Source organism: Streptomyces sp. NPDC088254 (assembly GCF_044740925.1).
GTDB lineage: Bacteria > Actinomycetota > Actinomycetes > Streptomycetales > Streptomycetaceae > Streptomyces.
On sequence record NZ_JBIURQ010000003.1, the window covers coordinates 463,324 to 486,320 of the forward strand.

The following is a 22,997-nucleotide window of genomic DNA, read 5'->3' on the forward strand; positions in this document are numbered from 1 at the left end:
CCGGTGTGCGGTGGGATGAGGTTACAGGGCGTGTCCGCGCGCCCGTCACACAGCGTCAGCAGCGTCCGGGGACGGGGCGTCCGCCTGCGCCGCGAAGCGGGCCTTCGCCTCGTCGATCTTGCGGCCGTAGTGCACCGACGCCCACCACAGGGCGCCGAAGAGGACGCCCAGCACGAACATCATCGGCACGACGAAGCCGGCGGCGACCAGGGCGACCTGGAGGGCCCAGCCCAGGGCCACTCCCCCGGGCCGGGTCACCATGGCGCACAGCAGCACGCTGAGCAGCATGGCGACGCCGCACACCGTCCACACCGTGGACATGGACAGGTCGGGGTCTTTCATGGCGACCAGGCCGGCGAAGCCGATGATGAAGAACTCGCCGATCAGGGTCGAGGAACAGAGCGTGCGCATGGACTCAGCCCTTCAGCAGCAGCCGGGCTTCCCCGACGGTGATGACGGATCCGGTGACCAGGACGCCGCCGCCGGCGAACTCGCCCTCCTCCTCGGCGAGCGTGATCGCCGCCTCCAGGGCGTCCGGCAGCCGGGGCTCGACCTGGACGCGGTCCTCGCCGAACACCTCGACGGCGATCGCGGCGAGCTCGTCCGCGTCCATCGCGCGGTGGCTGGAGTTCTGCGTGACGACGATCTCCGCGAAAATCGGCTCGAAGGCCTCCAGGAGTCCGCGCACGTTCTTGTCGCCGCTCGCGCCGACGACGCCGATCAGCCGGCTGAAGTCGAACGCCTCGCCGATCGCCTCGGCGGTGGCCCGGGCGCCGGCCGGGTTGTGGGCGGCGTCCAGCACGACGGTCGGCGACCGGCGCACGACCTCCAGGCGGCCCGGCGAGGACACCGCGGCGAACGCCTTGCGGACGGTGTCGATGTCCAGCGGCTCGGGCCGCTGGGCGCCCACGCCGAAGAACGCCTCGACGGCGGCGAGCGCGACGGCCGCGTTGTGGGCCTGGTAGGGGCCGTGCAGCGGGAGGTACACCTCGGGGTACTCGCCGCCGAGACCGCGCAGGGTGAGCAACTGCCCGCCGACGGCGACCTGCCGGGACACGATCCCGAACTCAAGGCCCTCGCGGGCGACCGTGGCGTCCACCTCGACGGCCTTCTTCAACAGCACCTGGGCGGCGTCGACGGGCTGCTGGGCCAGGATGACCGTCGCGTCCTGCTTGACGATCCCGGCCTTCTCGCCGGCGATCGCGCCGGGCGTCTCACCGAGCCGGTCGGTGTGGTCCAGGTCGATGGGGGTGATGACGGCCACGTCACCGTCGATCACGTTGGTGGCGTCCCAGGAGCCGCCCATGCCCACCTCGACGACGGCGACGTCGACGGGCGCGTCGGCGAAAGCGGCGTACGCCATGCCGGTGAGCACCTCGAAGAAGGACAGCCGGTACTCCTGCCGGGCGTCGACCATCTCGATGTACGGCTTGATGTCCTGGTACGTCTCGACGAACCGCTCGGCGGAGATCGGCGCGCCGTCCAGGCTGATCCGCTCGGTGATCGACTGGACGTGCGGGGAGGTGTACCGGCCGGTGCGCAGCTCGAACGCGCCGAGCAGGGCCTCGATCATGCGGGCGGTGGAGGTCTTGCCGTTCGTGCCCGTGATGTGCAGGGAGGGGTACGAGCGCTGCGGGTCCCCCAGGACGTCCATCAGCGCGGCGATGCGGGCGACGGACGGCTCCAGCTTGGTCTCGCCCCACCGCGTGGCCAGCTCCGTCTCGACCTCGCGCAGCGCCTTGTCGACCTCCGGGTCCTCGGGGCGCGCGGGCACGTCGGAGCTGGGCGGGCCGCCCTGCGTGCGCAGGGTGCGGCTGCCGGCCTCGATCACCGCGAGATCGGGGTCGCGATCGGTCTCGGCCGCGACGAGTTCTTCGAAGGCGTCGAGGGAGTCGGGCGTGTCATGGGGGCCGTTGCCGGGGTCTTCGTCGCTCACAGGGCCAGTCTACGGACGGCCGGTGACAGAGATGGGCGAAGGCCCCCGGAGCTGGATGAACACTGCTGGTTGCTCCGGGGGCCTTCGGCCGCTGACGCGCCGCTCACGCCTGGGGCAGGCGCTCCAGCTGGGCCTGGATCCGGGCGATGTCCTCGTCCGCCTTCGCCAGCCTGGTGCGGATCTTGTCCACGACCTGGTCGGGCGCCTTGGCGAGGAAGGCCTCGTTGCCGAGCTTGGCGTTCGCCTGGGCCTTCTCCTTCTCCGCCGCGGCCAGGTCCTTCGCCAGCCGCTTGCGCTCCGCCGCCACGTCGATCGTGCCGGACAGGTCGAGGGCGACCGTGGCGCCCGCGACGGGCAGGGTCGCCGTCGCCGCGAAGGCGTCGCCCTCCGGCTGGAGGCGCAGCAGCTGGCGGATGGCGGCCTCGTGCGGCGCCAGGGCGGTGCCGTCGAGGGTCAGCCGGGCCGGGACCCGCTGGCCGGGCTGGAGGCCCTGGTCGGCGCGGAAGCGGCGGACCTCGGTGATGACCGACTGGAGCGTCTCGATCTCACGCTCGGCGTCGGCGTCGCGGAAGCCGGAGTCGGTCGGCCACTGGGCGACGACGATCGACTCGCCGCCGGTCAGGGTCGTCCACAGGGACTCGGTGACGAACGGGACCACCGGGTGCAGCAGCTTGAGCGTGACGTCGAGGACCTCGCCGAGGACGCGTCCGGAGACCTTCGCCGGCTCGCCGCCGCCCTGGAACGTGGTCTTGGACAGCTCGACGTACCAGTCGAACACCTCGTCCCACGCGAAGTGGTAGAGCGCGTCGGAGAGCTTGGCGAACTGGTAGTCCTCGTAGTACGCGTCGACCGCGGCGACCGTCCTGCCGAGGCGGGAGAGGATCCAGCGGTCCGTCGAGGACATCTCGGACGGGTCGGGCAGCGGCCCGTCGACCGTCGCGCCGTTCATCAGCGCGAAGCGCGTCGCGTTCCAGATCTTGTTGGCGAAGTTCCGGGACGCCTGGACCCAGTCCTCGCCGATCGGCACGTCGGTGCCGGGGTTGGCGCCGCGGGCGAGGGTGAACCGGACGGCGTCGGAGCCGTACTTGTCCATCCAGTCGAGGGGGTCGACGACGTTGCCGAAGGACTTCGACATCTTCTTGCCGCGCTCGTCGCGGACCAGGCCGGTCAGCGAGATCGTGCGGAAGGGGACCTCGCCGTCCATGGCGTAGAGACCGAACATCATCATCCGGGCGACCCAGAAGAAGATGATGTCGTGGCCGGTCAGCAGGACGTCGGTCGGGTAGAACTTCCGCAGGTCGTCGGTCTGTTCGGGCCAGCCGAGCGTGGAGAACGGCCACAGGCCGGAGGAGAACCAGGTGTCCAGGACGTCGGTGTCCTGCTTCCAGCCCTCGGCCTCGGTGCCCGGCGGCTCCTCGTCGGGGCCGACACAGACGACCTCGCCTTCGGGGCCGTACCAGATCGGGATGCGGTGGCCCCACCACAGCTGGCGCGAGATGCACCAGTCGTGCATGTTGTCGACCCAGTCGAAGTAGCGCTTCGACATGTCCTCGGGGTGGATCTTGACCCGGCCGTCGCGGACCGCGTCGCCCGCGGCCTTGGCGAGCGGGCCGACCTTGACCCACCACTGCATGGAAAGACGCGGCTCGACGGTGGTCTTGCAGCGCGAGCAGTGGCCCACGGAGTGCATGTACGGGCGCTTCTCGGCGACGATGCGGCCCTGCGCCTTCAGCGCGCCGACGACCGCCGAGCGGGCCTCGAAGCGGTCCAGGCCGATGAAGGGGCCGTGGACGGTGATGACGCCGTGCTCGTCCATGACGGTCAGCGCCGGCAGGCCGTGGCGCTGACCGATGGCGAAGTCGTTGGGGTCGTGGGCCGGGGTCACCTTGACCGCGCCGGTGCCGAACTCGGGGTCGACGTGCTCGTCGGCGACGACGGGGATGGTCCGGTCGGTCAGCGGGAGCTTGATCTGCTTGCCGACCAGGTGCTTGTAGCGCTCGTCGTCGGGGTGGACGGCGACGGCGGTGTCGCCGAGCATCGTCTCCGCGCGCGTGGTCGCGACGACCAGGCTGTCCTCGCCCTCGCCGTAGCGGATGGAGACCAGCTCACCCGCGTCCTCCTGGTACTCCACCTCGATGTCGGAGATGGCCGTGAGGCAGCGCGGGCACCAGTTGATGATGCGCTCGGCGCGGTAGATCAGCTCGTCGTCGTAGAGCCGCTTGAAGATGGTGAGGACGGCCTTGGACAGGCCCTCGTCCATGGTGAACCGCTCGCGGTCCCAGTCGACTCCGTCGCCGAGACGGCGCATCTGGCCGAGGATCTTGCCGCCGTACTCCTCCTTCCACCGCCAGACGCGCTCGACGAACTCCTCGCGGCCCAGGTCGTGGCGGGACTTGCCCTCCTCGGCGAGCTGCTGCTCGACCTTGTTCTGGGTCGCGATGCCGGCGTGGTCCATGCCGGGCAGCCACAGCGACTCGTAACCCTGCATCCGCTTACGGCGGGTCAGCGCGTCCATCAGCGTGTGCTGGAAGGCGTGGCCCAGGTGCAGGGAGCCGGTGACGTTCGGCGGCGGGATGACGATGGTGTATGCGGGCTTGTCGCTCTTGGCGTCCGCGGCGAAGTAACCCCGTTCCACCCAGCGCTCGTACAGCTTCCCCTCTACCTCGGCCGGCGCGTACTGGGTCGGCAGTTCGGTGCTGGGCGCTGGTGGCTGCTGCTGAGCGTTCTCGGTCACGGGCTCAGTTTAGGGGTGTCACGGGGCAGTCCCGAAACGCCTTTGTTCTGTAACGGTGAGGGCCCCGCCGCCGAAGGCCCCCACGGCTTGGGACAGGATGTGAGAACTACATAAGCATCTGGAGGGGAACCCAGGAATGAGCTACAACCAGCCGGGCCCGTACGGCGGGCAGCAGCCTCAGCAGCCCGGTCCGTACGGCCAGCCCGGTCCGTACGGCCAGCCGCCGCAGGCCCCGCAGCCCGGCTATGGCTACCCCCAGCAGCCCCAGACCCCGCAGCCGGGTTACGGCTACCCCCAGCAGCAGCCGGGCCCGTACGGCCAGCAGCCGCCCACCGCGCCCATGGGCCAGGGGCCCTACGGCCAGCCCCCGTACGGCGTTCCGCAGCCGCCCCCGCCGGCCGGCGGCGGCAAGAAGAAGGCCGCGATCGCCATCGGCGCGGTGGCGGTCGTGGCCGCGATAGCGGTGGGTGTGACGCTCCTCCTCGGCAACGGCGGCGGTTCGGACATCGCCGACGACGGCCCGCACAAGCTGACCACTCCGGCGACCGTGCTCAGCGACTACAAGAAGACGGGCAAGTCGGACGAGGACGCCTTCAGCGAGGACGACCTGAAAGACGCCGAGAAGCACGGTGTGAAGAACGCCAAGGACGTGGAAGCCGAGTACGAAGCCGGCGACAAGAGCAATCCGCTCTCCCAGCGGATGATCAAGTTCATGGGCGTTTCAGGTGACATCGCGGACCCGGAGGCGGTCGTCGACGGCATGTTCGCCGAGATGAAGAAGGAGGCGGGCAAGGACGACGAGGGCGAGCTCGTGGGCTCGCCCAAGGAGTTCAAGCCGGCCGCGCTCAAGGGCGCGGTCCTCAAGTGCCAGGAGACGAAGATCTCCAGCGGCTCCGGGGGCGAGGCGGAGGGCGTGCCCAGCGAACTCAGCATGCCGGTGTGCATCTGGGGCGACCACAGCACGCTGGGCATCGTCATCAGCATGGACCTGGCGGACGCGATGGGCGGCAAGGCCGCCGACCTGAACGGCGCGGCCGAGCTGACGGCCAAGTTCCGCGGCGAGGTCCGCGTCAAGGCCTGACCTCCGCACCTTCCCGCACGACGACGAGGGCGCTCCCACCGCAATACGCGGTCGGAGCGCCCTCGTTCGGGTGCGGGGCGGCGGTGCTACGCCGTCTTCTGCTCCCCCGGGCCCCGGCCGCGGGCGTCGCGCGGGATCAGGGTGGGGTTGACGTTGGAGTGGACGACGTCGGCGGTGATGACGACGCGGGCCACGTCCTTGCGGGAGGGCACCTCGTACATCACCGACATCAGGACCTCCTCCATGATGGCGCGCAGGCCGCGCGCGCCGGTCTGGCGGAGGATCGCCTGGTCGGCGATGGCCTCGAGAGCCTCGCGCTCGAAGTCCAGCTCCACGCCGTCGAGTTCGAAGAGGCGCTGGTACTGCTTGACCAGCGCGTTGCGCGGCTCGATGAGGATCTGGAGCAGGGCCTCGCGGTCCAGGTTGTGCACCGAGGTGATGACGGGGAGGCGGCCGATGAACTCGGGGATCATGCCGAACTTGACCAGGTCCTCGGGCATGACGTCCTCGAACTGGTCCTTGGCCTCCAGCTCCCGCTTGGAACGGATCGTCGCGCCGAAGCCGATGCCCTTGGCGCCGGCCCGGGTCTCGATGATCTTCTCCAGGCCCGCGAAGGCGCCGCCCACGATGAACAGGACGTTCGTCGTGTCGATCTGGATGAACTCCTGGTGCGGGTGCTTGCGGCCGCCCTGCGGCGGCACCGAGGCCGTGGTGCCCTCGAGGATCTTCAGCAGGGCCTGCTGGACGCCCTCGCCCGACACGTCACGCGTGATGGAGGGGTTCTCGCTCTTGCGCGCGACCTTGTCGATCTCGTCGATGTAGATGATCCCGGTCTCGGCCTTCTTGACGTCGTAGTCGGCCGCCTGGATCAGCTTCAGCAGGATGTTCTCGACGTCCTCGCCGACGTATCCCGCCTCGGTGAGCGCGGTGGCGTCGGCGATCGCGAACGGGACGTTCAGCATGCGCGCGAGGGTCTGCGCGAGGAGGGTCTTGCCGGAGCCCGTGGGGCCCAGCAGGAGGATGTTGGACTTCGCCAACTCGATGGCGTCGTCACGGCCTTGGGCGCCGCCGTTCTCGCCTGCCTGGACCCGCTTGTAGTGGTTGTACACCGCGACGGAGAGGGCCTTCTTCGCGGGCTCCTGGCCGACGACATACCCCTCCAGGAACTCGTAGATCTCGCGGGGCTTGGGGAGTTCCTCCCAGCGCACCTCGCTCGTCTCGGCGAGTTCCTCCTCGATGATCTCGTTGCAGAGATCGATGCACTCGTCGCAGATGTACACACCGGGCCCTGCGATGAGCTTCTTGACCTGCTTCTGGCTCTTGCCGCAGAACGAGCACTTGAGCAGATCGCCGCCGTCACCGATGCGTGCCACGGTGTGCTTCCCCTTCGCCTGGGAGACGACTGGACGCTAAGAGTCCAGCGGCTCCTGGTGCTGCCTTATGTCCGACGGTACCTTGCCGGGCCCCCCGTTCGGGCCCCCCTTGGCACGGTTCACTGCGACCCACCGCACGTGGACCGTGTCACACACCGCGCCAAGGGGCGGCGGACGTTACCACGCCCGCGTCAGCGTACTTCGCTGTTGTTCATCTTCCGGGTGGAGATGATCTGGTCGACCAGGCCGTACTCCAGCGCCTCCTCGGCCGTGAGGATCTTGTCGCGCTCGATGTCCTCGCGGATCTTCTCGATCGGCTGGTTGGAGTGCTTGGCCAGCATGTTTTCCAGCTGGTCGCGCATCCGGGTGAACTCCTTGGCGATGATCTCCAGGTCGGAGAGCTGCCCGCGGCCGGTGGAGCCGGCCGGCTGGTGGATCAGCACGCGGGAGTTCGGCAGGGCCATGCGCTTGCCGGGCGTACCGGCGGCGAGCAGGATCGCCGCGGCGGAGGCCGCCTGGCCCATGCAGACGGTCTGGATGTCCGGCTTCACGAACTGCATCGTGTCGTAGATGGCCGTGAGGGCGGTCATGTCGCCGCCGGGGCTGTTGATGTAGACCGAGATGTCCCGGTCGGGGTCCATCGACTCCAGGCACAGCAGCTGCGCCATGACGTCGTTGGCGGAGGCGTCGTCGATCTGGACGCCGAGGAAGATCACGCGCTCCTCGAAGAGCTTCGCGTACGGGTCGTACTCGCGGATGCCCTGGGAGGTGCGCTCGACGAAGCGCGGGACCACGTAGCGGCTGTCGGGCCGGGGCCCTTCGTACTGGCCGCTGGCGGCGCCGGGGAAGTTGCTCATGTGCGTGTTCACCATCCTGGTGCGTTACGGGCTGAAGTCTCGGCGGTGCGGGGCGAGGCCGGGGCGGTCAGGCTCCGGTGCCGCCGCCTCCCGGAACACCGGAGGCATGCGTGATGATCTCGTCGATGAGGCCGTAGTCCTTGGCCTCCTGCGGGGTGAACCAGCGGTCGCGGTCGCCGTCGCGGATGATCGCCTCGACCGTCTGGCCCGAGTGCTGGGCGGTCAGCTCCGACATGCGCTTCTTGGTCCGCAGCAGGTACTCGGCCTGGATCTTGATGTCCGAGACGGTGCCGCCGAGGCCGGCGGAGCCCTGGTGCATCATGATGTCGGCGTGGGGCAGCGCGAAGCGCTTGCCGGCCGCACCGCCGGTCAGCAGGAACTGCCCCATGGACGCGGCCATGCCCATGGCGATGGTGACCACGTCGTTCGGGATGTACTGCATCGTGTCGTAGATCGCCATGCCTGCCGTCACCGAGCCGCCGGGGCTGTTGATGTACAGGTAGACGTCCTTGGTCGGATCCGCGGCCAGGAGCAGCAGCTGTGCGGTGATCTTGTTGGCGATGTCGTCGTCGACCTGCTGTCCGAGGAAGATGATTCGCTCGTTGAGCAGCCGGTTGTAGACCTGGTCACCGAGGCCGCCACCGAAAGAAGGCTCGCTGGCGGCGGAGGGCATCAGATTCGTCACGTATCCACCTGCTCGTCTTACGACGGCGCCGGGCCGTCTCACGTGTTCTGCCGGGGCGTGGGGCCGTCCGGCGGTTCGGCGACTCCCCTGCCCTCGTATTCATGGACCCTAACGCGCGGGTCCCTTCGGGGAATCCCGGAGAGGTGAGTGTTCGCCGGGGGCGTAGAGGTCCGCCGGGGGGCTCCGTCGGGGGCGTAGAGCTCCGCAGGAGGAGCGGTGCGGATCGGCGGGGGCCCTTTGGTGGTCTTCGGGCTGCGGGCCGTCGGGGCTGGTCGCGCCCGCGCGGCGGAGCCGCATGTCGGCACAGCCCCCGCGCCCCTGGGTGGTCTGCCCTGGCGTACGCCGAAGGGGCCCCGGAGCTGTCTGCCCCGGAGCCCCTCGTGCTGCCTACGTCAGCGGTGACGCTCGGCTGCTCAGGCCTCGTTCTTGTCCTCGGAGGTCTCCGCCTCGGCGGAGGCGGTCTCCTCGGTCTCCTCGTCCTCGTCGTCGAGGTCGATGACCTCGCCGTTGGTGTCCTTCACCGTGGCGGACTCGACGACCAGGGCCAGAGCCTTGCCGCGGGCGACCTCGCCGACCAGGAGCGGAACCTGGCCGCCCTCGACGACCGCCTGGGCGAACTGGTCGGGGGACATGCCGGAGGAGGCGGCACGGCGCATGAGGTGCTCGGTGAGCTCCTCCTGGTTGACGTTGAGCTTCTCGCGCTTGACGAGCTCGTCCAGGACGAACTGGGTCTTGATGCCCTTGACCGCGGCCTCGCGGGTCTCGGTCTCGAACTCCTCGGCGGTCTTGCCCTGGATCTCCAGGTACTTGTCGAGGGTCAGGCCCATCTGACCGAGCTGGTGGTGCTCGAGGTTGTGCTTGCGGGTGTTGACCTCGTCCTCGAGCAGCTTCTCGGGGACGGGCACCTCGACGAGCTCCAGGAGCTTCTCCAGGACGCGCTCCTGGGCCTGGGTGGCCTGGTCGAACTGCTTCATGTCGGCGAGACGCTTGCGGCTGTCGGCCTTCATCTCGTCGAGCGTGTCGAACTCGGAGGCGAGCTGCGCGAAGTCGTCGTCCAGCTCGGGGAGTTCACGCGCGGCGACCTGGGTGACCTTGACGGTGACCTCGGCCTCCTTGCCGGCCGCGGAGCCGCCCTTGAGCTCGGAGGTGAAGGTGGTCTCGCCACCGGCCTCCAGGCCCTTGACGGCCTCGTCGATGCCGTCGAGGAGCTCGCCGGAGCCGATGGTGTAGGAGACGCCGCTCGCGACGCCGTCCTCCAGCACCTCGCCGTCGACCTTGGCCTCGAGATCGACGGTGACCACGTCGCCGTCCGCGGCGGCGCGCTCCACCGGGGAGGTGGAGGCGAAGCGCTCACGGAGCTGCTCGACGGACTTCTCGACGTCTTCGTCGGTCACCTCGACGGCGTCGACCTCGACCTCGATGGAGGAGAAGTCCTCCGGGAGGTCCAGGGAGGGGCGGATGTCGACCTCGGCGGTGAAGTTCAGCGTCTCGCCGTCCTTCAGCTCGGTGATGTCGACCTCCGGCTGGCCGAGGACGTCGATCTCGGCCTCGTTGACCGCCTCGGTGTAGAACTTCGGAAGCGCGTCGTTGACGGCCTCCTCCAGGACCGCACCGCGGCCGAACCGCTGGTCGATGACGCGGGCAGGGATCTTGCCCTTGCGGAAGCCCTTCACCGTGACCTGCTGGTTGATCTTCTTGTACGCCGCGTCGAGGCTGTCCTTGAGCTCCTCGAAGGGCACCTCGACAGTGAGCCGAACCCGGGTCGGGTTCAGGGTCTCCACGGCGCTCTTCACGGTTCGGTCTCCTTGTGGCTGACTTCTTGGGTTTCGCCGGAGCCAGACAGGTCCGGCGATTCGTCGCCCGGGATTCTCAGGCCGAGTGGGCTCGGGACACACGGGCGCGCAGTTTGCATAGTAGCCGCAGCCGGGGGACCGCCCAAAAGACGATCAACGGCCAGGCGTACGGCGGGATCGCGCAAGCGGTTCGCGCAGGTGGTCGGGGTGGCGGGATTTGAACCCACGGCCTTCCGCTCCCAAAGCGGACGCGCTACCAAGCTGCGCCACACCCCGTCTGGTGCGACACGTAGGGTACATGCCCGCGGGCCCGCCCGACCGCCGCCTTTACCGAGCGTCGACGCGACCGGAGGACCACGGTGTGCGACAAGGCGACCGGACCCGCTACGATGCCTGCAGTGCCGCGGCCACTCCGCGGTGCCTCCTGTGCGGGCGTAGCTCAATGGTAGAGCCCTAGTCTTCCAAACTAGCTACGCGGGTTCGATTCCCGTCGCCCGCTCTGCACGGCTCAGGGCCAGGTCAGAGGATCATTCCTCCACCTGGCCCTGATCGCGTTCCGGGGCCCCGATCAGTCCGCCCGCACCCCCGCGTGCGCCTTGGGCTCAGCCGGTCACGCCGGAAGGAAGGGGCGAGCCGGCACGGATGATCCAGGTTGCGCCGGACGCAGCCCTCGCCGCGGACACCGGCGATCGACGTGTTCCTCACCCGCGACGAGACCTGGAACGGTCGCCTGCCCCGGGGGCCCGTCCCAGTACGCCATCGGGGAGCCGGGAGGCTTCGTCACTCGGAGGCCGACTGCTGCCGGCTGCCGCTCTCGCGATGCTCGGCATCGGCGCCGCCATCGCCCTCGTCACCGCTTTGCGCCGCAGGGGCCGTCGCAAGCGGCTGCTCGCAACGCTACGACCGCGGTGGCAGCCACCCCGCACAGCCGCTGTGTGCCCCGGTGCCGGTCCCGACCGGCGGTGCGGCGCCACCGGGCTCGGGCTGTGCGCCAGGTGAAGAGGGCCCGGCGTGATCGGGAAGGGGTCCGACGCCCCGTTCAGAAGCTGATCTGGTTGATCGTCTCCGCCAGGGAGTTGAGGAAGCGGTTGATCGAGGGGGCCATGCCGGTCGAGGCGAGGAAGAAGCCGAAGAGGATCGCGACGATGGCGGGGCCCGCCTTGATGGAGCCGCCCCGGATCAGGACGACCAGGACGATCGCCAACAGCAGCACCACTGACAGTGAGATGGCCACAACTGATCACACACCCTCGGTCGGTTCCGCACTGCCGGCCCGGGGTCGCGACCCCGCGTACCCCGCAGAGACCATCGTGCCACCAACAGGCCCCTTATATGCGGCCCGTGACGCATCCTCGACGTCGACCGTCCCTCACGTATCGCGCGCCGGGCATGCGAAAAGGGCCTCGCACCTTAATTCGAGGGCCTGTTCCCGCAGTTCGTTCACAACTGCTGCATAATGGATTCGAATTGTGGCCGGAGTGCGGGTGACGAGGAGCCCACAACCGGCGGTATGCACTTTTTGGCCTGGATGATTCATGACATTCGGGGCGCTCTGTGACCCACAAGACAGCAATATGAGCAGCGAGTTCGGCTAATTCGCGGGCAGCCGGGCTCGGATAACGTGAAACACACTCACGCGTTTCACGTATCGCCGCGGACAACGCTAGGGTGCCTCAGATGTTCCACGCCGCTTCGTCTCTCGTGCCGAGCCCGCGCTCTTCCCCGAGCGAGAAAGATCAGCGCCGGGAGTCCCCGGACAGACGGCCCGAACAGCGCGACGCGTTCTTCGACAACGCCAAGTACCTGGCGATCGTGCTGGTCGCGGTGGCTCATTCCTGGGAACCCCTCAAGGGCGGCGACCGGCCGCTCCAGGCGGCGTATCTCGTGGTGTACGCGTTCCACATGCCGGCCTTCATCGTCATCTCCGGCTACTTCTCCCGGCGTTTCGACGCGAGCCCGAACCGGCTGAAGCGGCTGGTCACCGGCGTCGCCGTGCCGTACGTCGTGTTCCAGGCCGGCTACACCCTCTTCGCGCGCTACGCCGGCGGCAACGCCGACCAGGAGCTCAATCTCCTCGACCCGTACTACCTGACGTGGTTCCTGTGCGCGCTGTTCGTCTGGCGGCTGACCACCCCCGTGTGGAACCTGCTCCGCCGTCCGCTGCCGGTCGCGCTCGCCGTCGCCATGCTGGCGTCGCTCTCCCCCGCCATCGGCGACGACCTCGACCTCCAGCGCCTGCTGCAGTTCCTGCCGTTCTTCGTGCTGGGGCTGTGCCTGAGGCCCGAGCACTTCCAGCTGGTGCGCCGCCGTCCGGCGCGGATCGCTGCCGTGCCCCTGTTCGCCCTCTCGCTGGCCTTCGCCTACTGGGCGGTGCCGCGGATGGACCACGCCTGGTTCTACCACCGTGACTCCGCGCAGGAGATGGGCGCGCCCTGGTGGGTCGGCCCGCTCATGCAACTCGCCATGTTCGGCTGTTCGTTGCTGCTGACCGCCTGCTTCCTCGCGCTGGTTCCGGGTCGCACGACCTGGTTCACCTCGCTCGGCGCGGGCACCCTGTACGGCTATCTGCTGCACGGGTTCCTGCTCAAGAGCGCGATCTACGCCGGGCTGTTCGAGCCGGCCTGGCTGCCCGGCCCGCTCGGCGTGATCGCCGTCAGCCTGACCGTGGGCGCCGCCGTCACCCTGCTGTGCACCGAGCCGGTCCGGCGGGTGTTCCGGTGCGTGGTGGAGCCGAGGATGGAGTGGGCGTTCCGTCGGGACGCCGCCCGTGAGGCGCGGGAGCGTGCGCAGGAGCGGGAGCGGGAACGCGAGCGTCTGCGTGCGGGGGAGCAGCGGCGCGAGCGCGTCTCGGCCTAGTGCTGGCCGTCGGCGAGGCCGAGCAGCGCGCGCATGTGCGCGTACTTCTCGGTCAGCCGGGACCTGGTCGGGGCGTCCAGGACGGCCAGCCGGGCCGGGTCCGCGTTGTGCGCCAGGTCGGCCTCCTTCACCAGCAGCGCGCCCGGGGTGGCGAGGACGCGCCCCGCGTACGCCTCGGGTGTCTCCCCGGCCCGCTTGGTGACGGCCAGCACGACCGCTTTCGTACGGTCGCTGAGCGCGGCCTCGCGCAGCCAGGTCTCGGAGAGGGCGTCGTCCTCGACGGCGTCGTGCAGCCAGGCGGCGGCGATCTGGTCGGCGTCCCCGCCCCGGTCCCGTACGCCCTCGGCGACCGCCTGGAGGTGTTCGGCGTAGGAGCGGCCCGCCTTGTCGGTCTGGCCCTCGTGCGCGGCGCGGGCCAGCGCCTCGACCTCGGTCAGTGTGAGCATGCGGGACCTCTCCCTCGTGTCGGCACCGGCCCTGGCGGCACTAGAGAAGCGGTGACGTCTGGGCCGTGGGGCCCTCGCGGCAGATCAGGAGCAGGGCGCGGTCGTCGTTGACGTCTTTGGCGACGGCCTCGATCAGATGCCAGGCGGCGCCCTGGAAGCCGCCGGCGACATAGCGGTCGGCCTCGCCGGTGAGGCGGTCGATGCCCTCGACGATGTCCCGGTCGGAGGTCTCCACCAGGCCGTCCGTGAACAGCATCAGCACGTCGCCGGGGCGCAGGATCCCCTTCACCGGGTCGAACTGGGCGCCCTCGTAGACACCGAGCAGCGGGCCCTCGGCCGCCTTCTCCTCCCAGCGGCCGCTGCCCGCGCTGAGCTGGAGGCCCGGCGGATGCCCGGCCGAGTACAGCTCGTAGTCGCCGGAGTCGAGGTCCAGGACGAGGTGGATGGAGGTGGCGAAGCCCTCGTCCCAGTCCTGGCGCAGGAGATAGCCGTTGGCGGCGGGCAGGAAGGCGTGCGGGGGCAGCGAGCCGAGCAGGCCGCCGAAGGCGCCGGACAGCAGCAGGGCGCGCGAGCCGGCGTCCATGCCCTTGCCGGAGACGTCGGTGAGGACGACCTCCATGGTGCGGCCGCCGTTGGTGCGGGCGGCGACGACGAAGTCGCCGGAGAACGACTGGCCGCCGGCGGGCCGCAGCGCCATCTCGCGGTGCCAGCCCTTCGGCAGCGTCGGCAACTTGCTCTGTACGCGGATGCGTTCACGCAGGTCGAACAGCATGGTGCCGCCGCGCCGCCAGGGCACGCCGACCCGGCTGCGGAACTGGGCGATGAGCAGCCCGAAGAGACCGCAGGCCGCGACGACGAGCACGACGCCCGGGGTGACCCGGGAGGGGCCCTCGGTGTACGGGCCGAGTTGCACCGACTCCACGATGAGGGCCGTGGCCGCCGCCGCGTACAGGCCCAACAGGCTCGCGGGGCGCAGCAGGAGACCGCCCGCGACGATCGGCAGCACGAGCGCGGCCGGCGAGCACCACACGGAGTTGGCGAGGGTGGTGGCGGCGATCAACGGGACGGTGAGCAGCAGTCCGGCCAGCGCGATCCAGTCCGAGCCGTCGCCGCGGAAGTAGTCGACGGCGCTCCGGCGCACGCCGGTGCGGACCCGGTGCACGAGGTGCTTCAACCGGGCCGTAGACGTCTCGGCTTCCGCTCGCCGCTGTCGTCCTGCCGCCATTAATTCGGGACCCTATCCATCCGACCCGCCGCTTGGCACGGGAGGTCCCACTTGTCCCCCGTCCGAGCTTCGACTTCACAGTGAACGGCACGGAAAGCGATTCCGCCGCGAGGAGGGAGAAATCCCCTGGCTCGTCCCGCATTGCGCTGGTAGGCATGATTCATGACGACTGAGGCGACGGGGCGCTTGCCCCTTCCGGCCGCGGCTCTCACGGTGCTGCGACAGGATGGCTGGGACGAATGGTACGACAATCTGGTGCGCGCCTTCGGTGGCGTCGACGATGCCGGTGAGGAGCGTGAGTTGTGGAGAGCGCTCACTCCGTACGAGCGTTCCCTGGCCGCCCGGGACGGCGACCTGTTGGTGGGGACCGCGGGGGCGTTCGACTTCCGGTTGACGGTGCCCGGCGGGGCCTCGGTGCCGGCCGCGGGCGTGACGATGGTCTCCGTGGCGGCCACGCACCGGCGGCGCGGCGTCCTCACCTCGATGATGCGGCGCCAGCTCGACGACATACGCGCGTGGGGCGAGCCGTTGGCCGTGCTCACCGCCTCCGAGCCCGCGATCTACGGCCGGTTCGGGTACGGCGCGGCGACCTCCGCCCTCCACGCCGAGATCGATACGAGCCGGGTGCGGCTGTCCGTCCCGCCCGGCACCGATGACGTACGCCTGCGCTACGCCGATCCCCTGGGCAGCCTGGACGCGTGCGAGGCGGTGTATGCGCGCACGGTGCCGCTGCGGCCGGGGATGCTGGCACGGCGGCCCGGGTGGGAGCGGCTTGGGGTGCTCGACCCGGAGAGCGCGCGGGGCGGCGCGTCGCCGCTGCAGTGCGTGCTCGCCGAGCGGGACGGCGAGGTCAGCGGGTACGCCCGGTTCCGGGTCGTGCCGCGGTGGACGGACTCCGGGCACAACGGGCAGGTGGTGCTGCAGGATCTGGTCGCGGTGGATCCTTGTTCGGGCGCGGCGCTGTGGCGGTTCCTGTTCGGGATCGACTTGACCACCTCGCTGAAGGTGCGCAGCCGGCCCGTGGACGAGAGCTGGCAGCACCTCGTCTCGGACGTGCGCCGGTGTGAACTGCGGGTGCGGGACTCGCTGTACGTGCGGCTTGTCGACGTCGGGGCCGCGCTCGAGGCGCGGACGTATCCGGCACCGGTGGACGTGGTGTTGGAGGTCGAGGACGCCTTCTGCCCTTGGAACACGGGGCGTTGGCGGCTGACCGGCGACGCGAAGGGGGCTAGCTGTGAGCGGACGACGGACGCCGCTGATCTCGCGCTGTCCGTGCGGGAGTTGGGGGCGGTGTATCTGGGGGGCGTGAGCCTGGGGTCGCTCGCCGCGGCCGGCCGGGTGCGCGAGCTGCGCCCGGGGGCGCTGGAGGAGGCGTCGGTGGCGTTCGGCGGCTGGGCGGCGCCCTGGCTGCCGCACGGCTTCTAGGGCGGGTTCAGCCCTTCTGGCAGGTCGGGCACCAGAAGAGGTTGCGGGTGGCGAGGTCGGCGGTGCGGACGGCCTCGCCGCAGAGGTGACAGGGCTGGTGGGTGCGGCGGTAGACGTAGACCTCGCCGCCGTGGTCGTCGAAGCGGGGCGGGCGGCCCATCGCCTCAGGGGTGTGCTCCGGGCGGACCGTGTCGATGCGGTTGTCGCGGACGCCGTCGCGCATGAGGGCGACGAGGTCGGCCCAGATCGCGTCCCATTCGGCGGGAGTGACGTCCCGGCCCGCGCGGTACGGGTCGACGCCGTGCCGGAAGAGGACCTCGGCGCGGTAGACATTGCCGATGCCGGCGATGACCTTCTGGTCCAGCAGGAGGGCGGCGATCGCGGTCCGGCTGCGGGAGATCCGTCGGTAGGCGGCGCCGGGGTCGGCGTCCTCGCGGAGCGGGTCGGGGCCGAGCCGGGCGTGGACCGCCTGCTTCTCGGCCTCGGTGATCAGGGCGCAGGTGGTCGGGCCGCGCAGATCGGCGTACGACGTCCCGGTCGCGAGGCGGAGGCGGACGGTGTCCGCGGGCGGGGGCGCGGGGGCGTCGCCGAAGGTCACCTTGCCGAAGAGGCCCAGGTGGACGTGGATCCAGGAGGGCGCGGCGCCGAAGCCGAGGAACAGGTGCTTGCCGTGGGCCTCGGTACGGGTGAGCGGGGTGCCGGTGAGGAGGTCGGCGGCGTCGCTGAACTTGCCCTGGGGGCTGGTGAGGCGGGGGGCCGTGCCGGTGAAGCGTGCGGCGTAGTCCTGTGCCAGCCGGTGAATCGTGTGCCCTTCCGGCACTGCGCGCCGTCCTTCCGCTGCCGTCGTCTCCCCCGGTCCCCGCCCGGCCCCGTGGGCCGGGCGGGGTGAGGTGCCTTACTGCTGGGGGTGGTGGGGCGGGATCGCGGGCAGGTCGCCCGTCGTCTCGTAGTCCGACAGCATGTCGATGCGGCGGATGTGTCGTTCGTCACCCGAGAACGGGGTGGCGAGGAAGGTCTCGACGAACTTCGTCGCCTCGTCCTGGGTGTGCATCCGGCCGCCGATGGCGACGACGTTGGCGTTGTTGTGCTGACGGCCGAGAGCCGCCGTCTCCTCGCTCCAGGCGAGGGCCGCGCGCACGCCCTTCACCTTGTTCGCCGCGATCTGCTCGCCGTTGCCGGAGCCGCCGATGACGATGCCGAGGGAGTCGGCGTCGGCGGCCGTCCGCTCGGCCGCGCGGAGGCAGAAGGGCGGGTAGTCGTCCTGGGCGTCGTAGATGTGCGGGCCGCAGTCGACCGGGTCGTGGCCCGCCGCCTTCAGCCATTCGACGAGATGGTTCTTGAGTTCGAAGCCGGCATGGTCCGAGCCGAGATACACGCGCATGGGATGAGTGTGACACGCGTGTTGCGGGGTAGCTGCGCGGGGTGTCGGGCCCGAAAAACCTACGTGCCCCATTGGAACCTCAGGAAAACCTCAAGTAACGATCCGGAATCAAAGGTTCCCGAATTCCAGTGCCTCGGATTCACTGGACCGGCTCGTACACCCCTTCGTACGGCCCGTACATCCGCTCGTACGGGAGACACACCCCGCGGCGCAAAGGAAACCCCGTTCCATGACTTCGCAGCCGACTCTGAAGAAGGCCGAAAACGGCCCCGGAGGCCCCGAAGAACCCGGGCCCGGTCTGCAGGCGGGTCTCAAGAACCGCCATCTTTCGATGATCGCCATCGGTGGCGTCATCGGTGCCGGACTGTTCGTAGGGTCCAGCTCGGGCATCGCCACCGCCGGGCCCGGCATCCTCCTGTCGTACGCCCTCGTCGGCACGCTCGTGGTGCTGGTGATGCGGATGCTCGGGGAGATGTCCGCGGCCAACCCGACCTCCGGCTCCTTCTCCGCGCACGCCGACCGTGCGCTCGGCCCCTGGGCCGGCTTCTCCATCGGCTGGCTGTACTGGTTCTTCTGGGTCGTCGTCCTCGCCGTGGAGGCGACCGCCGGTGCCGCGATCCTCGAGTCGTGGATACCGGCGGTGCCGCAGTGGGGGTGGGCGCTGATCGTGATGGTGGTCCTGACCGCCACCAACCTGGTCTCCGTGGGCTCCTACGGTGAGTTCGAGTTCTGGTTCGCCGGCATCAAGGTCGTCGCCATCGGCGCCTTCATCGTCGTCGGCGGACTCGCCGTCTTCGGCGTGCTGCCCGGCGTCGACAGCGACAAGGCCGGCCTGGGCAACCTCACCGAGCACGGCGGCTTCCTGCCCAACGGGCCGGGCGCGATCCTCACCGGTGTGCTGCTCGTCGTCTTCTCCTTCATGGGCAGTGAGATCGCGACCCTGGCCGCCGGCGAGTCCGAGGACCCGCAGCGCGCGGTGACCAAGTCCACCAACAGCATCATCTGGCGTATCGGCGTCTTCTACCTCGGCTCGATCTTCGTCGTCGTCGCGCTGCTGCCGTGGAACGACCCCTCCATCAAGGAGAAGGGCTCCTACGTCGCGGCCCTGGACTCCCTGGGCATCGCGCACGCCGGGCAGATCATGAACTTCATCGTGCTGACCTCGGTGCTGTCCTGCCTGAACTCCGGTCTCTACACCGCTTCCCGGATGGCGTTCTCGCTGGGCCAGCGCGGCGACGCGCCCAAGGCGTTCGCGCGGACGAACAGCCGCGGCGTGCCGATGGCGGCCATCATCGCCTCCGTGGTGTTCGGGTTCGTCGCGGTCTTCTTCAACTACAAGTTCCCGGACTCCGTGTTCCTCTTCCTGGTCAACTCCAGTGGCGCGGTCGCGCTGTTCGTGTGGCTGGTGATCTGCTTCTCGCAGCTGCGCATGCGGAAGATCATCCAGGCGGAGTCCCCGGAGAAGCTGGTCGTGCGGATGTGGCTGTACCCGTACCTGACCTGGGCGACGGCCGCGCTGATCGTGTTCGTGCTCGGCTACATGCTCACCGACACCGAGCACGACGGCCGGGAGACCGTGCTGCTGTCGCTGCTCGTCGCGGCGGTCGTGATCGCCATCGCCTTCGTGAAGGAGAAGGTGAAGGGCAAGACCCCCGCCGCCGAGGCTCCGGCCGTGGCGGAGGACACCGTCCCGGTCGAGAAGTAGCCGTACGTCCGTCCCACCGGACCGTCGAAGGGGCCCGCCCGTGCGGGCCCCTTCGCGCGTTCAGAGCACGGTGAAGCTGTCCTTGGCCCTCTCGTACGTCCGCAGCGCGTCCCTCTCCACGGCCGGCTGGTACCAGGTGTTGACCTGGTACGTGGTCCCGTCCTGAGTGAAGCCCAGCAGGACGGCGTGCCAGGGGACGCCTCCGAGGGTGAAGGCGTACTCCCACACGACCGCCGGCCGGCCCCGGAACGTCACCTCCTCCAGGCGGATCTTGCGGTAGCCCCGGCCCTGCCGGGCGTTGCGCTCGGAGGTCCGCCAGGTCTCCATCAGATCGCCCCGGGCCAGGGAGGACTTGGCGACGAGCTCCTGCGTGCCGTCCGGGGAGGTGTAGTGCACCTCCGCTCCCGTCTTCAGGTCCCGCCGCCATCCCCGGGGCGTCGCCCACGCGTACCCGCCGGCCTCCTGGTGCGCGCCCGGCGGCAGACTGGGCGGCCGGTACGTCCCCGCCACGGTGGGCGAGGTACCGCCGGGGACCGCAGTGGCGGTAGGGCTGTTCGTGGTGCCGGAAGCCGTGACCGCGGGGCTCGGCCGCGGCGAGGCGCCGTCGGCTCCGGGCCCGTCCGCGGACATCGCCGCCCACACCAGTGCGCCGGCCACGCTCACGGCCACGGCGCCCACCGCAGCCGACCGCACCGTGCGGCGGCGCCGGGCGGGGCCGGTGGGCCCGCCCGGCGCCGGCGGATCCGCGCGGGTGACCGTGGGCGGGGCCGGTCCGCGTTCCGCCGCGACGCGTGCCCGATCCGCCCCGTCCACCCCGACGGTGGGCGTCCCGGCCGGGTGCGCGGGCAGGGTCGGGGTCGGAGCGGGGAAGGCCACCGGGCGCAGGGCGGTTTCCAGGGCGTCCAGGTCGGCGCGCAGCGACGGCTCCTTGCGCAGCGCCGCGGTGAGGACCTCGCACAACGGGCCTGCACGGGAGGGAAGTTCGGGTTCCTCGTAGAGCACGGCGTGGAGGGTCGCGAGGGTGGTGCCGCGGGAGAAGGGGGAGTGCCCGGCCAGGGCGGCGCAGAGGGTGGCGCCCAGCGACCAGACGTCCGAGGCCGCGCCCTGGGGCCTGCCCGAGACCCGCTCGGGAGCCATGTAGTCGGGGGAGCCGACCAGCATGCCGACCATGGTGAGCGCCTTGGCGTCCTGGATCGCGGCGATGCCGAAGTCGGTGAGGACCACGCGCCGCCCGCCGTCGTCCATGAGGACGTTGCCCGGCTTGATGTCACGGTGCAGGACGCCCCGCGCGTGCACCTGGCGCAGCGCAGCGATCAGGCCGAGGCCGATCCGGGCCGTCTCCCGGGGGCCGAGCGGGCCCTCCTCGGCGGTGAGGCGCTCCAGGGAGCGTCCGGCGACCAACTCCATGACGATCCACAGGCGTTCGCCCTCGTCGACGACGTCGTAGATCCGTACGACGCCGGGGTGGTCGATGCGTGCGGTGGCGCGGGCCTCGCGCAGGGCGCGTTCACGGCGGGTGCGGCCGTCCTCGGCGTCGAGGCCGTCGATGCGCATCTCCTTCACCGCGACCACCCGGTCGAGCATCTCGTCGGCGGCGCGCCACACCCGCCCCATTCCCCCCTGCCCGATCACTTCGGCCAACCGGTACCGGCTCGCCACGACAAAACCCGGGACACCTCCTTTCCCCGTGTTCCCAGCGTTTTCCGGAATTCCTGGATTCCCCGCGCTCCCCGGCAATTCGCTGCACCCCCTCCATTGCCCGACCCCTGGAACACAATGGTCACACTCAGTGGCGTATCAGCATAGTGCGGAGAAATCTTGTGGTACCTCTTCAAGTACTGCGAATTCAGACGCAGCCAAGGGGGACGAACATGAGTTCTCGTGGTACGACGACCATCGCCGGATCGCTGATCGCGGCGTCTTTCTCGGCGGTGATGATTTCGGCCCTGCCCGCCGCCGCGGGCGCCCCGGGGCCCGGAAGCGGCGAAGGGGGGAAGGCCGTCGACGCGGCGCCCGCGGGCGTCAAGCTGAGCACGCTGCTGCCGGAGCGGATCTCGGTCGACAACGCCTCGCACGAAACGGCGATCACCGCCACGGTGCGCAACGAGGGGACCGAGGGGAGCGGCGACGTCAGGCTGCTGGTCGTCGGGTTCGACGGGCTGACGGTGAGGAACGCGGCGGGGTGCTCCGCGATCGCGCGGAAGGATCTCCCCGAGGGCGCGAACAGCGGTTTCGCCTGCCCGGTCGGTGACCTCGCGGCCGGCGCGTCGAAGTCGTACGCGGTCGGCGCGACCTTCGACACGGGCCGGAAGGGGAGGATCTGCCTGCCCGTCCAGAGCGCCGACGGGTCGAAGACGTTCTGGCAGCAGGGCCCGGTGCCGTTCGGTACGACGAACCCGTCGCCGAACGCGCCCGCGACGCCGCTGCTGCTCGGCACGGACAACACGCCGGCGGCACCGGGCGGCGACGAACTGCCCCGGACCGGGCCGGCCGTCCTGCCGTGGGGCGCGGCCGGGGCGGCGCTGATCGTGGTCGGCGCGGCCGGACTGCGATGGTCACGGCGGCGGCCGCCAGGGCGCGAGGCCTGACACGGAGAGCCGTGATCCGCCGGGACCCCTCCCACGGCGCACGGAAGAGGCCCGCTCGGGGCAGATGGTCTGCCCCGAGCGGGCCTCTTCCGATGTCAGCGCCGGGGCCGGGCCGGCCGTCGCTCAGCGGTTCGCGAACTTCCAGGCGGTGGGCAGCAGGCCCATCGCCAGCGCGGCCTTGAGGGCGTCGCCGATCAGGAACGGGGTGAGGCCGGCCGCGATCGCGGCGGAGGCGGAGATGTCGGCCGCGTAGGCCAGGTACGGGACGCCGACGGCGTAGATGATCGCCTCGCCGATCAGCATGGCGCCCGCCATGCGCCACACGCCGCGGTCCGCGCCGCGCCGGGCCAGGGCGCCGACGACGGTGGAGGCGAGGAGCATGCCGAGGACGTAGCCGAAGGACACCGCGCCCGCGCCGGAGCCTGCTTCGGCGAACCACGGGACGCCCGCGACGCCGGCCACGGCGTAGAGGGCGAGGGCGAGGAAACCGCGCCCGGCGCCCAGGGTGGTCCCGACGAGCAGGGCGGCGAAGGTCTGGCCGGTCACCGGCACCGGGGAACCGGGCACGGGGACGGCGATCTGGGCCGCGAGGCCGGTGAGCGCGGCGCCGCCGAGCACGAGCGCGGCGTCCCGGACACGGGAGGCCGGGAGGAGGTCGGCGAGGACCTGTCCGGGGCGGACGGTGGTGGCGGCGATGCTCATGGGGGCTCCGCGGGACGGGGACGGTTCGGGGACACGGCGACGCTATCCCAGCGGGAGCGGTCCGCTCACCGTCAGTGGTCGACAAACGGATGATCGGCAGCTTGGTGGGCTCCGGACAAAGGATGGGGGTTACACCCGTGCGGACGTGACTCCGGTCACGGAGGTGGCGTGGCACGTGCTACGGGGAGCCCGTGACGCACGTCTGTAGGG

The 22,997-nt window shown here is 70.4% G+C and carries 19 protein-coding genes and 2 tRNA genes; 6 read left to right on the forward strand and 15 right to left on the reverse strand.

The genetic code is table 11. The features are described 5' to 3' along the window. Positions 1–45 precede the first annotated feature (45 nt). The 3 genes from ACIOC0_RS12575 to ACIOC0_RS12585 form a co-directional block, all read right to left on the reverse strand. Positions 46–411, reverse strand: coding sequence for a DUF4233 domain-containing protein (locus ACIOC0_RS12575; RefSeq protein ID WP_402155010.1), 366 nt, complete (start codon positions 409–411; stop codon positions 46–48). Between the two features lie 4 nt (positions 412–415). Next, positions 416–1,936 (reverse strand): bifunctional folylpolyglutamate synthase/dihydrofolate synthase, encoded by a 1,521-nt coding sequence (locus ACIOC0_RS12580; protein ID WP_402155011.1) that lies wholly within the window; start codon positions 1,934–1,936, stop codon positions 416–418. A 103-nt stretch (positions 1,937–2,039) separates the two neighbouring features. Next, complete coding sequence (locus tag ACIOC0_RS12585) at positions 2,040–4,670, reverse strand: valine--tRNA ligase (protein ID WP_402155012.1); 2,631 nt, start codon at positions 4,668–4,670, stop codon at positions 2,040–2,042. A 136-nt stretch (positions 4,671–4,806) separates the two neighbouring features. On the opposite strand from ACIOC0_RS12585, the gene ACIOC0_RS12590 reads away from it, so the two are divergent. Beyond that, positions 4,807–5,751 carry a hypothetical protein gene (locus ACIOC0_RS12590; RefSeq protein WP_402155013.1) on the forward strand — a complete coding sequence of 315 codons (945 nt, stop codon included), beginning with the start codon at positions 4,807–4,809 and terminating at the stop codon, positions 5,749–5,751. 86 nt (positions 5,752–5,837) lie between these two features. On the opposite strand, the gene clpX is transcribed toward ACIOC0_RS12590, so the two are convergent. The 5 genes from clpX to ACIOC0_RS12615 form a co-directional block, all read right to left on the reverse strand. Beyond that, complete coding sequence (gene clpX, locus ACIOC0_RS12595) at positions 5,838–7,124, reverse strand: ATP-dependent Clp protease ATP-binding subunit ClpX (protein WP_130436774.1); 1,287 nt, start codon at positions 7,122–7,124, stop codon at positions 5,838–5,840. Between the two features lie 191 nt (positions 7,125–7,315). After that, positions 7,316–7,981 carry an ATP-dependent Clp protease proteolytic subunit gene (locus tag ACIOC0_RS12600; protein WP_130436773.1) on the reverse strand — a complete coding sequence of 222 codons (666 nt, stop codon included), beginning with the start codon at positions 7,979–7,981 and terminating at the stop codon, positions 7,316–7,318. A gap of 67 nt (positions 7,982–8,048) precedes the next feature. Beyond that, complete coding sequence (locus ACIOC0_RS12605; protein ID WP_351091287.1) at positions 8,049–8,654, reverse strand: ATP-dependent Clp protease proteolytic subunit; 606 nt, start codon at positions 8,652–8,654, stop codon at positions 8,049–8,051. Positions 8,655–9,079: 425 nt separating this feature from the next. Continuing rightward, positions 9,080–10,459, reverse strand: a complete 1,380-nt coding sequence (gene tig, locus ACIOC0_RS12610) for a trigger factor (protein ID WP_402155014.1) — start codon at positions 10,457–10,459, stop codon at positions 9,080–9,082. Between the two features lie 199 nt (positions 10,460–10,658). Continuing rightward, positions 10,659–10,735: transfer RNA gene (locus ACIOC0_RS12615), tRNA-Pro, on the reverse strand. Positions 10,736–10,887: 152 nt separating this feature from the next. Between ACIOC0_RS12615 and ACIOC0_RS12620 the strand changes: the two genes are divergently transcribed. After that, a tRNA-Gly gene (locus ACIOC0_RS12620) sits at positions 10,888–10,958 on the forward strand. 540 nt (positions 10,959–11,498) lie between these two features. On the opposite strand, the gene ACIOC0_RS12625 is transcribed toward ACIOC0_RS12620, so the two are convergent. Continuing rightward, positions 11,499–11,693 (reverse strand): hypothetical protein, encoded by a 195-nt coding sequence (locus ACIOC0_RS12625; RefSeq protein WP_130436771.1) that lies wholly within the window; start codon positions 11,691–11,693, stop codon positions 11,499–11,501. A 443-nt stretch (positions 11,694–12,136) separates the two neighbouring features. Between ACIOC0_RS12625 and ACIOC0_RS12630 the strand changes: the two genes are divergently transcribed. After that, positions 12,137–13,315, forward strand: coding sequence for an acyltransferase family protein (locus ACIOC0_RS12630; RefSeq protein WP_402155015.1), 1,179 nt, complete (start codon positions 12,137–12,139; stop codon positions 13,313–13,315). Here the strand turns inward: ACIOC0_RS12630 and ACIOC0_RS12635 are convergent. Together ACIOC0_RS12635 and ACIOC0_RS12640 are read right to left on the reverse strand one after the other, a co-directional pair. Next, positions 13,312–13,761 (reverse strand): HD domain-containing protein, encoded by a 450-nt coding sequence (locus tag ACIOC0_RS12635; protein WP_402155016.1) that lies wholly within the window; start codon positions 13,759–13,761, stop codon positions 13,312–13,314. The genes ACIOC0_RS12630 and ACIOC0_RS12635 overlap by 4 nt on opposite strands. 40 nt (positions 13,762–13,801) lie before the next feature. Next, positions 13,802–14,986, reverse strand: a complete 1,185-nt coding sequence (locus tag ACIOC0_RS12640) for a PP2C family protein-serine/threonine phosphatase (protein ID WP_402155017.1) — start codon at positions 14,984–14,986, stop codon at positions 13,802–13,804. Between the two features lie 162 nt (positions 14,987–15,148). Here ACIOC0_RS12640 and ACIOC0_RS12645 point away from each other — a divergent pair, with 162 nt between their 5' ends. Continuing rightward, entirely contained in the window at positions 15,149–16,411 is a 1,263-nt protein-coding gene (locus ACIOC0_RS12645) for a GNAT family N-acetyltransferase (protein WP_402155018.1), read from the forward strand. 7 nt (positions 16,412–16,418) lie between these two features. On the opposite strand, the gene ACIOC0_RS12650 is transcribed toward ACIOC0_RS12645, so the two are convergent. Both ACIOC0_RS12650 and ACIOC0_RS12655 read right to left on the reverse strand, forming a co-directional pair. After that, positions 16,419–17,231 (reverse strand): Fpg/Nei family DNA glycosylase, encoded by an 813-nt coding sequence (locus ACIOC0_RS12650; protein ID WP_402155019.1) that lies wholly within the window; start codon positions 17,229–17,231, stop codon positions 16,419–16,421. Between the two features lie 75 nt (positions 17,232–17,306). Continuing rightward, the gene (locus tag ACIOC0_RS12655; RefSeq protein ID WP_402155020.1) at positions 17,307–17,792 is read right to left on the reverse strand and encodes a ribose-5-phosphate isomerase; all 486 of its coding nucleotides are present in this window, start codon (positions 17,790–17,792) and stop codon (positions 17,307–17,309) included. Positions 17,793–18,021: 229 nt separating this feature from the next. Between ACIOC0_RS12655 and ACIOC0_RS12660 the strand changes: the two genes are divergently transcribed. Next, on the forward strand, positions 18,022–19,497 hold the full coding sequence (locus ACIOC0_RS12660) for an amino acid permease (protein ID WP_402155021.1): 1,476 nt from the start codon (positions 18,022–18,024) through the stop codon (positions 19,495–19,497). Between the two features lie 60 nt (positions 19,498–19,557). Here the strand turns inward: ACIOC0_RS12660 and ACIOC0_RS12665 are convergent, their stop codons facing one another. After that, complete coding sequence (locus ACIOC0_RS12665) at positions 19,558–21,156, reverse strand: protein kinase (RefSeq protein ID WP_402155022.1); 1,599 nt, start codon at positions 21,154–21,156, stop codon at positions 19,558–19,560. A gap of 212 nt (positions 21,157–21,368) precedes the next feature. On the opposite strand from ACIOC0_RS12665, the gene ACIOC0_RS12670 reads away from it, so the two are divergent. Continuing rightward, entirely contained in the window at positions 21,369–22,085 is a 717-nt protein-coding gene (locus ACIOC0_RS12670) for a hypothetical protein (RefSeq protein WP_402155023.1), read from the forward strand. 123 nt (positions 22,086–22,208) lie between these two features. Here ACIOC0_RS12670 and ACIOC0_RS12675 read toward each other — a convergent pair whose 3' ends face one another. After that, entirely contained in the window at positions 22,209–22,787 is a 579-nt protein-coding gene (locus ACIOC0_RS12675; RefSeq protein WP_130436762.1) for a biotin transporter BioY, read from the reverse strand. Between the last annotated feature and the right edge of the window lie 210 nt (positions 22,788–22,997).